Raw genomic sequence first — 13,866 nt, 5'->3', positions numbered from 1 at the left:
GTACAAATAATAACTCATTAGTGTTTATGTCTATTTATCATCCACACCAATCAAAAATGAAATCATTCTTTTAAATTTTACTCCCTTCTAAAATATGCTGACAACACCGTTAAAAACACTACTATTAGTCGCTAAAAAGCGGAAAAACATCAAATTACTTCATTTTCCAATTCTCACACCTAAAAGAGGCATTTAAAATACCTCTTTTAGGGTTTATGATGTAGCCATTGCTTTATTTATCAGCTCATTAAGTAGTGATAAGCACCAGATAATACGGAATGTAAGATGGCTATTTCTCGACGCACTTTTTTAAAAACATCCATTGCTACGGCTGTTACCGCAGGCGGTGGCTTGATGGTTTACCCTGCCTCAAAACTTTTTGATGATGAAGATATCGAAGTGATCCCACATGCTAGCCATTGGGGACCTTTTAATGCCATCGTAAAATCGGGGGTACTTATCGGTATTCAACCCCGCAAAGAGTTAGATGCAATGCCGACTGAAATGTTGACGGAAGGCTTGATTAGTCGCGTTTATGACAAGACTCGCGTTAAGTATCCTATGGTACGAGCGTCTTATCTTGCAGATCCTAAAGGTGACAACAAGCCGCATTTACGCGGTAAAGAACCTTTTGTTCGTGTTAGCTGGGAAACCGCGCTTTCTCTGGTTGCAGATGCGATTCAAACCACAGCAACAAACCATAGTAATGAAGCCATTTTCAGTAGTTCTTACGGTGGCTGGTCACACGCAGGCTTAATGAGACCTCAGGTATTACAAGGACGGTTTTTCAATTTAATCGGTGGTCAAAGTACAACAACAGGTGATTATTCTGGCGGTGCATCCCAAGTGATCTTGCCCCATGTCATTGGTGATATGGAGGTCTATTCACCGCAAACAGCATGGCCTATTATTGAAGAACATACAGAGACTTTTGTACTTATTGGCTGTGACCCTTGGAAAAACAACCGTATAGAATTCCGCGTAGCTGACCACCAAATGTATGCGCATTGGAAGCAGTTTGCAGATAAAGGCATAAAGTTCATTTCAATTAACCCACAACGAACACGAACTGACGACGAACTCAATGCCGAATGGGTAAAGATTGTTCCCAATACTGATACCGCACTATTTCTAGCCATGGCGCAGCATGTTTACGCTACCGGCCTTCATAATAGTGCTTATCTCGATCGCTACACCGTGGGTGCCGATAAGTACATCGACCATCTCATGGGAAAAGACGATGGCATCATTAAATCGCCAGAGTGGGCAGAAAAGATAACGGGAATATCAGTCGAAAATATTCGAGCAATGGCAGAAAAGTTTGCAACAAGTAAAACTCAGTTTGCCGCAGGCTGGTCATTACAACGCGCGAATCACGGTGAGATGACCCACTGGGCAATCATTAACTTTGCAGCAATGTTAGGCAAGATAGGTAAACCCGGTGAAGGTGTTGGCTTTAGCTGGCATTACGGTAATGGCGGTATGCCACAATCAGGTAAAGCACTTCCGATTGGTTTATCGCAAGGGAAAAATCCAGTCAATGCGACCTGCCCAGCATCACGTATTTCCGAAATGCTAATGAACCCTGGTAAAAAGTTTACGCGAGATGGTATTGAATATACCTATCCGGACATAAAAATGGTGTATAACGCAGGTAACAATTTGCTATCACACCAGCAAGATACCAATGAGCTAATCGCTGCGCTTAACCAAAAAGTTGAAACTTTCGTCTGCCAAGATCCATGGTGGTGTGCATCATCACGTTATGCCGATATTGTGCTGCCAGCAACCAGCACCTTGGAGCGTAATGATCTTTCATCTGGAGGCACTTACAGCAACGATAAAATTTATGCCATGCGCCAAGTGATTCAGCCTTACGGTGAAAGCCTTGATGATTTCGAGATCTTCCGTAAGCTCGCTGAACTCTTTAACGTTGAAGACAAATTCACCGATGGTTTATCATTCGATGAGATTTTAAAGCGTGCCTATAAAGCCTCGTCTGCCACACTGCCCTTCAATGATTTCTGGCAAACAGGTGTCGCATTATTACCTGTTCCGCAAGAAGCAAATCAATGGGTAAGGCATGGCGATTTTTATCAAGATCCTGATAACTTCCCGCTCCATACGACATCAGGAAAAATCGAACTTTACTGCCAAGACATTGCCAATTTCGAGGTCAAAGATTGTCCGCCAATGCCGACATTTTTAGAACCGTTCGAATATTTAGGCAATGCAAAATCCAACCAAGTGCATGTGGTTAGCCCGCACCCTTATATGCGCGTTCACTCGCAATTAGCTAATTCCGATGTTCGAAAGCATGAAAATGTACAAGGTCGCCAATATGTATTAATTAATGATCTTGATGCTCAAAAACGCGGTATACGTTCGGGGCAATTGGTTGAAATATTCAATGAGCGTGGCCGAGTAATCGCTGGCGCAAAAGTGTCTGATCAGATCATGCCAGGCGTGATAAGTTTGGAAGAAGGAGCATGGGTGCAATTTGATAGCCAAGGACGTTGTAATGGTGGTTCAATCAATGTATTGACATCAAGCCAAGCCTCGAGTGATTTGAGTCAAGCTACCAGCGCCAATACTTGCTTAGCCTACATTCAACGCTGCCGTGATCCTGAATCTTCAAACTTAGCATTTGAGCCACCTCAAGTCTTAACGCAAAAAGCAGATATTAATATCGCTACAGTCACGACAACCTTAGCGAATGAAAGCTCAGCAAGCACTCAGCAAAGCGTTGGTGAAGAATTATTTTATCAGCGCTGTACTATGTGTCATTCAGCCAAAGATCCAAAACAATATACAAAAACACAATGGCATGGCATTACCAAAAGTATGTTCCCACGTGCGGGTTTAAATCCAATAGAGCGAGAAGAAGTCATGGCGTTTCTTGAAGCTAACGCGAAAGATGCCAAATAATACGGCTAGGATGTTTCATTGAAATTAAAAAAGCAGCCTTGGCTGCTTTTTTATTAATTAAGATTTTCACCAACGCAATGGCTATTAACCATTTATGCGTCAGGGTAACCACTCGGGTTAGTTGACTGCCAGCGCCATGTATCCGCTGTCATATCTTCTACTGTGTGTTTTGCTTCCCAATGCAATTCAGCTTTCGCTTTAGCAGGATCAGCCCAACACTCAGCAATATCACCAGGACGACGGTCAGCAATGTGGTATTTCACTTCAACACCCGATGCATTGGCAAAAGCATCGACCATTTCTAGCACGCTACTACCATTACCCGTACCTAGGTTGTAAATATGCAAACCCGCGTCTTTACCTTTGTAGTTTAACGCAGCAAGGTGACCATCGGCTAAATCGACAACGTGGATATAATCACGTACACCCGTACCATCAACTGTCGGGTAATCATTACCAAATACCGCTAAAGATTCACGACGACCAACAGCAACTTGAGAAATAAATGGCATCAAGTTATTTGGAATACCTTGTGGATCTTCGCCCATAGTGCCCGACTTATGCGAACCTACTGGGTTGAAGTAGCGAAGTAACGTAATGCTCATTTCAGGGTAAGCATGCTGAATATCCGTTAAGCACTCTTCCACCATTAGCTTACTACGGCCATATGGATTCGTTGCGCTAGTAGGGAAATCTTCAGTAATAGGCACAGAGGCAGGATCACCATATACCGTTGCTGACGATGAGAAAATCAAGCTATTCACACCCGCAGCACGCATCGCTTCAACCAAAACTAAGCTGCCATGAACATTGTTATCGTAATATTCCAATGGTTTTTCTACAGACTCACCGACCGCTTTTAAGCCAGCAAAGTGAATTACAGCTTCTACATCATTTTCTTTGAATACAGCATCAAGAAACATACGATCACGAATGTCACCTTGATAAAAAGCAGGACGTACATTGGTCAATGCTTCAATACGATCCAGTACTGATGACTTACTATTGTATAAGTTATCTAAAATGATTGGGGTCATTCCCGCTTCAATCATCTGTACACATGTATGGCTACCTATGTAACCCATACCACCAGTAACTAATACGCGCATAGCGTTCTCCTTGATTACGCTGCCTGTTCTTTGAAACTAAGACAAAAAATACTTTCATTATTGTACGCTATTTTTAAATACTTATAAAAATGTAAGGCGCTTTATGCTGATTTTATAATCATGAGTCGCAAGTTTCATAAATTTACATCATAAGCTAAGAGTGAATAGATCATAAACTCCAACGCTTAACTGCTAACGCCATCACTACACATATACCCCTAAAGTATTAATGACTATCTAATGACCACACAAACTACAATTCAGAAATTACCATTGACTCAATAGATGATTGAATCCATTCTTACGCTAAATCAATTTAGTCTACTTATTTCATATAAATATTGGACATCGCACAATTTGCTGCTTATTCTAGTGACACTCTTCACATGATGAGAAGAGTTTCATTCACGTAGTTACATGGAAGTTAGAGATATATGTCAGTTTCTATCAAGAGCAATCAGCTTAAATCCCCTAATTTTGCGTACATAGAATTAAGTAAGCAGACCCTACAAAAGCAACTCACCGTTCTTTTCCCCGCTTCAGGGATCATCTGCACCATTATTGCTTTTAGCTACTTTGTGTCTGATGTGAATAGTGCTTTCACCTTATCAGCACTAACAGGCGCGTTACTCTGCTACGTATTAATGTGCGTTAACCGAAAAAATATTAACCCTTATTTACTGGTATGGGTGCTTATATTTTTCACCACTACAGCATGCGCACTTGGCTTTATGATCCAAGGTAATAATGACATTTGTCATACTATCGGACTGACTATTCCGCTACTTTGTTTTTTTTCCTTGAGCACAAAAATGGCTTGGTGGTATAGCTCTCTATTTGGCGTTCTTTATATGGTGCTAAGTGTCGAGTCGATGGCTGAGAAACATATTCAAATACCCGAAGCTCTGCAAAATATTAGCGCCTACTCAATTGTACTGATCCTTGCATATTTACTTGCACGCCACCGAAATGAAGCCATTGAGTTAGTGAAAAAAACCGCTTCAACCGACTTTTTAACTGGCTTACATAACCGCCAAGGCCTAATACCGATTTACCAAAGTGAAGCTGTGAGAAGTAAACGCTATTTACGTGCCTTTTCACTCGCACTGATCGACATCGACAACCTCAAAGAAATCAATGACCGTTTTGGTTTAAAAGCAGGTGATAAGGTTCTAATGATGATAGCTAAGTGCTTGCAAGAGCATTGCCGTCAAAGTGATCATATCGCCCGTATTGGAGGGGATGAGTTTTGCTTATTACTACCAGAAACTGATATTAAGCAGGCAGAAGAGCTGGCCTCTCGGTTAAACGAGGTACTATCTAGTTGGTCTTTAGAACTCGATTCTGGTGAAAAATTACAGGTCACCATCAGCATAGGCTTAACACAAGTCGAATACCAAGAGTTCTGCTACGACTATATAAAAGCAGACAGCGCCCTACTTCGAGCTAAAAGTTGGGGCAAAAACCAAATCGTAGTAAGCGAGTAAAGTTACCTAGGTACGCATGGCATGATGCGTACTCGCTTTATGGCATCACAATGACTAGCGCCCCCAGCAAACAGCAATGATCTAATACCAATCTGGGTAAGTAAGTGTTCGGAAGATTTTAACCGACAAGAACGAACAGCCACTTAGTTAGATTGGTATAAGATTTATCTTCAGGATAATTTCCACAATCCCCCTCCTAAATGAGACATTAACATCAGTTTTTAATGATTATAGAAACTTTAGCTGACTCTAGTGGATGTCGTTCCATAACCCCGCTAGGATAATTTGATAGGCAATCACTAACATATATTAATAAACTGGATACCCATTTCTCAGGAGGAGTAATGAACTATATCGACGGTGTACTCCACATCGAATCTTTCTTGGCGGTGACACTTGGCATTATTGTGCTTTTTGTTGGTCGGCGCTTAACCCAAGCGAGTTATTGGCTGCGTGAGTTCAGTATTCCCGAGCCAGTATCAGGCGGTATTTTAATTTCCATCACTTTTGCCATTTTGCACTATGCCACTAATATTGATGTGCAATTCGAGCTAGCTGCTCGTGATTTGTTACTGGTGTACTTTTTCACCACTATCGGTATTAACGCCAGCCTTACTGATTTATTCAAGGGCGGCAAGCCACTCATCATCCTGCTTTCTATTACAATCGGCTATATGCTCATTCAAAACATCACAGGCATTGGTATCGCGACCTTACTCAACCAACCTGCGGCATTTGGTTTATTAAGCGGTACAGTCTCATTGATTGGAGGTCACGGCACAGCTATCGCCTGGGCACCAAAAATTGGTGAAGCCTTTGATTTAGATACCGCAATGGAAATCGGTATTGCCAGCGCAACATTTGGATTAATTCTCGCCAGCATTATGGGGGGACCAATCGCAAAGTATCTGATCAACAAACATAATTTAACCCCATCGAAAGATGAGGAAATGGACATAGGTACCAAACAGTCTGAGCCACAACCTAAGATCAACGCTTATGATTTTCTTGATGCTGTGTTAGCTATCCACATTTGTATTATCTTAGGCGCAATCCTAAACAAAGCGGTTGCATCAGCTGGCTTAGAATTGCCTCTTTTTGTTACTTGTTTGTTTGCCGGTATTCTAATCTCAAACCTTGTACCAGCCTCCTATCCTCGCCTAACAGGTACGCGTTGGCCTTCGCGTAAACCCGCGGTTGCCTTGATAGCAGATATTGCCTTGGGTGCATTCCTAGCAATGTCACTGATGAGCATGCAATTATGGGCGTTAATTGATTTAGCTGGCCCTATCTTTGTTATTCTTGGCGCACAGTTCATTGTCGCGGTTTGTATCGCCATCTTTGTTATCTTCCCATTAATGGGAAAAACCTATGATGCAGCAGTGGTTTGTGCGGGGTTTGGCGGTATATCTCTTGGGTCGACACCGACGGCAATGGCAAATATGTCAGCGGTTGCTCAAAAATATGGTAACTCCCACCAAGCCTTTATCATCGTGCCTCTGGTTTGTGCTTTCTTTATCGATTTGGCTAACGCCTTAATCATTCCTTACTTTATCGGATTTATTTCTTAATACCCCAACTTTCACACTGCCAATAACGGGCTGACGCTAACAAAAGCTAAGCGTCAGCCCTACTCTTACTTTCAAATCATTCATGCTAGTTAGCGAGTTGTTCTACCTACAAAATCTATAACACAGTTATCAGTGACTTTAACCAGCAAGAATGATTTGCTAATTGATGGGATTGGCATTATTGACCTTGGTATAATGACCTATCGTTGCCAACCATAGTTTTGCTAGGAGTACATAATGAAAACAACAACACTTTGCCAATGGAAATGCTTTTCTGTCGAAGAGGAGGGCCAAACGTTGCCTGATGGCCGAGTCATACGTTTCACTACCGTAAAACACCCTGGCGCAGTCATCATTATTCCTATTACAGAAAGTGGTGACTTAGTTCTTGTCAACCAATACCGTCCCGCCATTAAACAATGGATTTTAGAATTCCCAGCAGGAACACTTGAAGATAGTGAGCAAATAGAAGTTTGCGCCCACCGTGAATTAGCAGAGGAAACCCAATTAGCAGCTAAGAGCTGGGTGAATCTCGGGCAATTATTACCCGTACCCGGTTTTTGCGATGAAGTTCAGCATATTTTTCTAGCTAAAGATCTACAAACAACTCACGGCGAACTTGATGATGATGAGATCATCGAAGTCACGACCATGAGTATTGAAAAGTTTGAATCACTGATCGCGAACAATACCATTCAAGATGCAAAAACGATTGCAACCTATATGAAAGCTAAGCTGGCGGGCTTGTTATAAAACCCAAGGCTCAAAACGATAAAAATGGCCACTAGACTGAGGCAAAATATAGAGTCTAAAGCCTTTTGAATTCGCGAAAGGCTTCTTTTCAATACCCTATTTATCTACCTTCTCAGCACGAAGGTATACCGCTTTGACATTCGCGCCCATTAGGCAACTCGAGGATACTTTAAAACCTAGCGGTTGAATCATTTCGATTGCTAACTGCGGCGTAAGAGTGATTGAGGATGTGGATTTTGTGCCATATTTTCGACTATAGCGATATTTTAGCATTAACTGATTTAGCCAAGTCATACCATGTAAGGTAAAGCTAAGTACAATAAGCCGGCCCCCTGCCTTGAGTACTCTAAAACATTCAGCTAATGCCTGTTCTGGGCTCGGGATAACATGCAATAAGTTCGCCATGAAAACCGTATCGAATGATGCATCGGCATACTGTAATTTAAAACAATCTGCCACTTCAACGTTAACATGATCTTGTTGAGCAAACCTGTCGAAAGTAATGGTGACCATTTGATCAGATATATCCGTCGCTGTAATCGTTGTGGCGGAATCTAAAAAACATTCGGTATAGGTACCGTTACCACAACCAAGCTCTAAAACACTGCCAAGGTCTGCCAATAAACTCAATTCAGATTTAACCAGGTTAATATCTTTAATGCCCACCACGTAGTTATTGCTTTGTTCAAAATCCTTTGCAAAGGCTTCCCACTTATTACTCATGATCACTATTCCTGTATGCACATTGATTTGTCTTCCTTGAGCATCTGCCTAAAAAGAGACAATGACAATGAGTGCATATTATAAGTAAGAAGTGATTCACATTATCATTTGAGTGGTACTAGTAACCACGTAGTACAATATGGCGATTGACTAACCATGACTAAACGTTAATAGCCCTGTACCAGCTTAATAAAACCTATTGGTAAGATAGAATAAATAAGTCAATCAGTTATTGCTTTAGGTCAGTACTATATTCTTCCACTGACGCATTGGTAAAACTTTAGGGATGAGTGATTAACCGCTTCAACTTCATCCTTGTAAACAAAGTGTGTGTTATCAAAAGTATTAGCAGATAAATTTGATTGCTTAGTGTATCGTAAAATTAAACGGTTACTTCTTACATAAACAAAGACTGTCCAATCTTCTCTAAACAAACCATATACTCCGCCCATCGTCTTAACGTTATAAGTTAAAGAAAATTTTTGATCTTCATCTTGGCGCCAATCTGCAGAACGGCTGATTGCTCTAGAGTCACCGACAACGCTGTATGTGCAATCTAATGCCTTTTTATACGGATTAGTGACATTTTTAATCTCGAATATCGAAATGATACTCGCCTGTGGTTTGTATAAACGACCTCGACTTTCTAAGGTTTGAACACATCCCGACAACGATATAAAAATGAAGATACAAAGAGGTAACTTTATCATTTTCATAATGCTGCCTTATTCCTACTATTGATGGATTTACGACCATTTTCTCAAGCTCTGTTTCTTTAATAAGTCAAAATAAAGGATCAGATCTTTTATGCGAGTTATGGTAATAACTCTTAGCTTTAATATCAAGAGTATCAATACAGTTTAGAGGACATGCTATGAATCCGATATGAATACCTCAGTTGGTGATAGGACAGCGACAAAGAAAGGAAATAAAAACGGCCACAGTATCTACATACTGTGGCCGATTACAGAGCAGCTAAAATGCTCTTTCCTATATGGAATTAACGATTACAAGAATTTTGAAATATCATCAACACTTGCTTTCGCATCACCAAATAGCATCTGCGTGTTCTCTTTAAAGAACAGTGGGTTTTGAACACCCGCGTAACCTGTATTCATAGAACGCTTAAACACAATTACGTGTTTCGCATTCCAAACTTCCAGTACAGGCATACCTGCGATTGGGCTGTTTGGGTCTTCCATTGCAGCAGGGTTAACTGTGTCATTCGCGCCAATAACCAAAACTACATCGGTATCAGATAGATCATCATTAATCTCATCCATCTCTAATACGATGTCGTATGGTACTTTTGCTTCCGCTAACAGTACGTTCATGTGGCCAGGTAAACGACCCGCTACAGGGTGAATACCAAAGCGAACATTCACGCCTTGAGCACGTAACTTATCAGTGATCTCGTGTACTGGGTATTGAGCTTGCGCTACTGCCATACCGTACCCTGGAGTAATCACGACTGATTTCGCATCTTTCAGCATTTCAGCAACTTCTTCCGCTGATGCTTCACGGTGCTCACCTTGCTCTTCGTCAGAAGAAGAAACAACAACTTCAGTACCAAAACCACCCGCAATAACGCTGATAAACGAACGGTTCATCGCTTTACACATGATGTAAGACAGAATGGCACCAGAAGAACCAACCAATGCACCTGTCACGATCAATAGGTCATTGGCTAGCATGAAGCCCGCTGCCGCTGCTGCCCAACCAGAGTATGAGTTAAGCATAGAAACAACCACTGGCATATCTGCGCCACCGATTGATGCTACTAAGTGATAACCAAATGCAAAAGCAATAAGCGTTACAACAATCAGTGCAAATGTCGAACCTTCTACGTTCACGAAGTAAAGCATAAGAAGGAAAGAAACGACTAACGCCGCAAGATTTAGCTTATGGCGATGAGGAAGCATTAAAGACTTAGAATCAATAATGCCGCGCAGTTTACCAAACGCAACGATTGAACCCGTGAAGGTTACAGCACCAATGAATACACCAAGGAAGACTTCCACAAGGTGGATGTTCAATAGTGCGCCTGTTAGCTCGCCATGATCAATGTAAGTATTGAAACCAACTAGCACTGCCGCTAAACCAACGAAGCTATGTAGAATAGCAACCAGTTCAGGCATTTCAGTCATTTCAACTTTCTTAGCAAGGTGCATACCGATACCACCACCGATAACCATCGCTAAGATGATCCAGCTAGTACCTTGCGCATCAGGACCAAAGATTGTTGCTAGAAGCGCAATCCCCATACCCGCGATGCCATAGTAGTTACCTGCGCGTGCTGTTTCTTGCTTGGAAAGCCCCGCAAGAGACATGATAAATAGTACCGCAGCAACAAGGTATGCCGCTTGTACGATTCCTGCAGACATGTGTTACTCCTTATTTATCTTTACGGAACATTTCAAGCATGCGTCTGGTCACCATAAAGCCACCAAAAATATTGATACTTGCAATTAAAACAGCAATAAACGCCAAGAAGGTGACAACACCTATCCCCTGACCTATCTGCAATACCGCACCAATAATGATGATGCCTGAAATAGCATTTGTTACCGACATTAGCGGAGTGTGCAATGCATGAGATACATTCCATACCACGTAATAGCCAACAACACATGCCAGAACGAATACCGTAAAGTGAGCAAGGAATTCAGCAGGAGCATAATTTGCAATCCAACCGAATGCCGCTAAACCTGCTGCCATCAAACCATATTTCTTCACAGGAGAAGTCGGTTTTTCTTCAGCTTTAACTTTAGGTTTAACTTCTGGAGCTGGTTTTTGAGGCGCAGCCGATACTTTGATTGGTGGCGCTGGCCAAGTGATCTCACCGTCTTTGATCACAGTAAGACCGCGTAGCACTTCATCATCAAAATCGATGTTGATGTTACCGTCTTTCTCTTTACAAAGCAGTTTGAGCAAGTTAACAAGGTTTGTACCGTACAACTGAGATGATTGAGTCGGCAAACGACCTACCATATCGGTGTAACCAATGATTTTCACACCGTTTGGCGTCGTAATCACTTTGTTAGCTTCAGTGTATGCACAGTTACCGCCGTTAGCCGCTGCCAAATCGACAATCACGCTACCCGCTTTCATTGAATCAACCATTTCTTTGGTGATCAATTTAGGCGCAGGACGGCCAGGGATCAATGCTGTCGTAATGATAATATCAACGTCTTTTGCTTGCTCTGCGTATAAACGCTCGGCTGCTTTGTTGAATTCATCGGACATTTCTTTTGCGTAACCATCGCCAGTACTGGTGTCTTCTTTGAAATCGACTTCAAGGAAAACAGCACCCATACTTTCAACTTGTTCCTTAACCTCAGGACGCACATCAAAAGAACGAACAATAGCACCAAGGCTACCAGCAGCACCGATAGCCGCTAGGCCAGCAACACCCGCACCAGCAACTAATACTTTCGCAGGTGGAACCTTACCAGCAGCTGTGATTTGGCCCGTAAAGAAACGACCAAACTCATGAGCCGCTTCAACAACAGCACGGTAACCCGCGATATTTGCCATAGAACTCAACGCATCAAGTGCTTGCGCACGCGAAATACGCGGTACAGAGTCCATCGCCATGATATTGATGTTTTTAGTTGATAGCTTTTCTAGCAATTCTTGGTTCTGAGCAGGCCAAATAAAGCTAACAAGGCTTGCGCCTTCTTTTATCAATTCAAATTCATCGACGCCAGTTTCGTCATTAACCTGTGGTGCGTTAACTTTCAGAATTAAATCTGATTGCCACACATCCTCGGTTGAAACGATAGTTGCACCCGCCGCTTCAAAAGCCGCATCGTCAAAACTAGCCAAGACACCAGCATTACTTTCAATCGCAACACTGAACCCCATTTTTAATAACTGCTCAACCGTTTTAGGCGTAGCAGCCACTCGCGTTTCGTGCGCGAGTATTTCTTTTGGCACACCAATCTGCATTATTATTCCCTGAACATTGGCATTAATGTAATGATCTTGTATCCAACCAACAACGTAATATCAAGTACTTTGTAAGAAAAACACAAAAAAACCCAACAATAGCCGATAATTTACATCAAATGTCGCTGACTAATGAAATTAAATAACACTTTTAACATCAGGACAGAGGTCAAACCACGTTATAAAACGGGCATTTAGCTATAAGTAATTACATAAATGACTAATAAACACGTCATAAGCAAGAAATCAGGCTAAAAAGACCACACTTCGTATTAAAAATGTCTGTTTAAAACGTTGGCTAGCTATTAATCACATAGAAAGATCAGCCACCATTTCAAACTTGATGATCATGCAGCACCATCAGCGATCAGTAGTACTCCATGATCCTCAAACCAAGAAACTATTATATTTACCCATGTTTATTAACTACGACTACTCCCACCGCTGCATACAGTAATATGAGCATACAAGGAGCAAACGATGCTAATTAAACATGCGGTCACCATTTTGATCGATGAACATTCTCGCTTTATCTAGCATGAAGGTCTCTGCATCTTGCTTTGAACCTAACAAATCAGAACGAATGAATGTGTGCGTTTTTAACTCGCCGTCGATGGTTTTACAAATACGGCCGGCAATACGGAACTGCCCGCCTTCAGCAATCGGTTCAGGGTAAATTTGATACCCATTATGCTCAATCGGCTCAGCAGCCACAGGCGTTTTTTCTTCTTTATTGAAGCCAAATAGTTTTGACAGAAAACCCACGTTATTCATCTCCTAAAAAGCCTATCTATTGATAATGCCACAGAGTACAGAAGAAAAATTAAACCAAGGTTAAAATATAGAAAAAAACCCTTGTGAAGCATTGCCTTGAGCGCAATTTAGACAAAAAAGAACAATGTAGAATAGCAACAAAGGTATGAAGTAAAGTCAATCAACTTCGATTTATCGTGAATAACGAGTGAGGAAAACAACAAGGTATGAATAAAACAGAGCGTAAAGAGAGTTGTGAAGGCTTCAGAAATGAAAAACGCCAGCATCAGAGCTGGCGTTTAGAATTTATTAATAACTACAGTTATCGACTAGCGATACATGCCGATGTCTTTTTGTAGGTGTACCGGAAGATCCGATACATTATATTGTTTAGGTGACTTAGAGCCGCCAAAAAGAACGTCTAATGCGTGTGCAATCAATCCTTTGATATCTAACGCATAGGCTTTCTTAGTTTCAGTGCTTGCTGGAGCAATGGTATCGAAGTTAAGTGCCTGTGCCATGATTGCCTCTACTTATGGTTTAATTTTGAACTGCGGTAATAATAGCCGCTTATTTTTCGTTCCAAAAATG

At 41.6% G+C, this 13,866-nt stretch carries 11 protein-coding genes; 4 read left to right on the top strand and 7 right to left on the bottom strand.

The features are described from left to right. Positions 1 to 285 precede the first annotated feature (285 nt). The gene (locus ASV53_RS17670; RefSeq protein WP_094958055.1) at positions 286 to 2,928 is read left to right on the top strand and encodes a molybdopterin-dependent oxidoreductase; all 2,643 of its coding nucleotides are present in this window, start codon (positions 286 to 288) and stop codon (positions 2,926 to 2,928) included. A 92-nt stretch (positions 2,929 to 3,020) separates the two neighbouring features. Here the strand turns inward: ASV53_RS17670 and galE are convergent, their stop codons facing one another. Next, entirely contained in the window at positions 3,021 to 4,037 is a 1,017-nt protein-coding gene (gene galE / locus ASV53_RS17665) for a UDP-glucose 4-epimerase GalE (RefSeq protein WP_094958054.1), read from the bottom strand. Positions 4,038 to 4,471: 434 nt separating this feature from the next. Between galE and ASV53_RS17660 the strand changes: the two genes are divergently transcribed. From ASV53_RS17660 to ASV53_RS17650, 3 genes are all read left to right on the top strand, one after another. After that, positions 4,472 to 5,524 (top strand): GGDEF domain-containing protein, encoded by a 1,053-nt coding sequence (locus ASV53_RS17660; RefSeq protein ID WP_094958053.1) that lies wholly within the window; start codon positions 4,472 to 4,474, stop codon positions 5,522 to 5,524. Positions 5,525 to 5,868: 344 nt separating this feature from the next. Beyond that, positions 5,869 to 7,095 carry a sodium/glutamate symporter gene (gene gltS, locus ASV53_RS17655; RefSeq protein ID WP_094958052.1) on the top strand — a complete coding sequence of 409 codons (1,227 nt, stop codon included), beginning with the start codon at positions 5,869 to 5,871 and terminating at the stop codon, positions 7,093 to 7,095. Between the two features lie 237 nt (positions 7,096 to 7,332). Beyond that, a complete protein-coding gene (locus ASV53_RS17650) occupies positions 7,333 to 7,848 on the top strand; it encodes an NUDIX hydrolase (RefSeq protein WP_094958051.1) in 516 nt (171 codons plus the stop codon). A 96-nt stretch (positions 7,849 to 7,944) separates the two neighbouring features. Here the strand turns inward: ASV53_RS17650 and ASV53_RS17645 are convergent, their stop codons facing one another. From ASV53_RS17645 to ASV53_RS17620, 6 genes are all read right to left on the bottom strand, one after another. Further along, the gene (locus ASV53_RS17645) at positions 7,945 to 8,571 is read right to left on the bottom strand and encodes a class I SAM-dependent methyltransferase (protein ID WP_094958050.1); all 627 of its coding nucleotides are present in this window, start codon (positions 8,569 to 8,571) and stop codon (positions 7,945 to 7,947) included. Positions 8,572 to 8,819: 248 nt separating this feature from the next. Continuing rightward, positions 8,820 to 9,287, bottom strand: a complete 468-nt coding sequence (locus tag ASV53_RS17640; protein WP_094958049.1) for a hypothetical protein — start codon at positions 9,285 to 9,287, stop codon at positions 8,820 to 8,822. 291 nt (positions 9,288 to 9,578) lie between these two features. After that, positions 9,579 to 10,955, bottom strand: a complete 1,377-nt coding sequence (gene pntB, locus ASV53_RS17635; protein WP_062689374.1) for a Re/Si-specific NAD(P)(+) transhydrogenase subunit beta — start codon at positions 10,953 to 10,955, stop codon at positions 9,579 to 9,581. Positions 10,956 to 10,965: 10 nt separating this feature from the next. Beyond that, positions 10,966 to 12,522 carry a Re/Si-specific NAD(P)(+) transhydrogenase subunit alpha gene (gene pntA, locus ASV53_RS17630; protein WP_062689372.1) on the bottom strand — a complete coding sequence of 519 codons (1,557 nt, stop codon included), beginning with the start codon at positions 12,520 to 12,522 and terminating at the stop codon, positions 10,966 to 10,968. Positions 12,523 to 13,005: 483 nt separating this feature from the next. Then, the gene (locus ASV53_RS17625; protein WP_094958056.1) at positions 13,006 to 13,287 is read right to left on the bottom strand and encodes an HlyU family transcriptional regulator; all 282 of its coding nucleotides are present in this window, start codon (positions 13,285 to 13,287) and stop codon (positions 13,006 to 13,008) included. A gap of 317 nt (positions 13,288 to 13,604) precedes the next feature. Then, on the bottom strand, positions 13,605 to 13,796 hold the full coding sequence (locus ASV53_RS17620) for a hypothetical protein (protein ID WP_062689367.1): 192 nt from the start codon (positions 13,794 to 13,796) through the stop codon (positions 13,605 to 13,607). Between the last annotated feature and the right edge of the window lie 70 nt (positions 13,797 to 13,866).

The organism is Photobacterium sanguinicancri (assembly GCF_002265265.1).
Lineage (GTDB): Bacteria > Pseudomonadota > Gammaproteobacteria > Enterobacterales > Vibrionaceae > Photobacterium > Photobacterium sanguinicancri.
This window is presented reverse-complemented; position numbering and strand designations above follow the sequence as displayed.

What these genes read in the sequence shown, in the direction of transcription:
- ASV53_RS17670 (WP_094958055.1), top strand. Translation starts at nt 286, where the DNA reads ATGGCTATTTCTCGACGCACTTTTTTAAAAACATCCATTGCTACGGCT.
- galE (WP_094958054.1), bottom strand. Translation starts at nt 4,037, where the DNA reads ATGCGCGTATTAGTTACTGGTGGTATGGGTTACATAGGTAGCCATACA.
- ASV53_RS17640 (WP_094958049.1), bottom strand. Translation starts at nt 9,287, where the DNA reads ATGAAAATGATAAAGTTACCTCTTTGTATCTTCATTTTTATATCGTTG.
- gltS (WP_094958052.1), top strand. Translation starts at nt 5,869, where the DNA reads ATGAACTATATCGACGGTGTACTCCACATCGAATCTTTCTTGGCGGTG.
- ASV53_RS17645 (WP_094958050.1), bottom strand. Translation starts at nt 8,571, where the DNA reads ATGAGTAATAAGTGGGAAGCCTTTGCAAAGGATTTTGAACAAAGCAAT.
- ASV53_RS17650 (WP_094958051.1), top strand. Translation starts at nt 7,333, where the DNA reads ATGAAAACAACAACACTTTGCCAATGGAAATGCTTTTCTGTCGAAGAG.
- pntB (WP_062689374.1), bottom strand. Translation starts at nt 10,955, where the DNA reads ATGTCTGCAGGAATCGTACAAGCGGCATACCTTGTTGCTGCGGTACTA.
- ASV53_RS17660 (WP_094958053.1), top strand. Translation starts at nt 4,472, where the DNA reads ATGTCAGTTTCTATCAAGAGCAATCAGCTTAAATCCCCTAATTTTGCG.
- ASV53_RS17620 (WP_062689367.1), bottom strand. Translation starts at nt 13,796, where the DNA reads ATGGCACAGGCACTTAACTTCGATACCATTGCTCCAGCAAGCACTGAA.
- pntA (WP_062689372.1), bottom strand. Translation starts at nt 12,522, where the DNA reads ATGCAGATTGGTGTGCCAAAAGAAATACTCGCGCACGAAACGCGAGTG.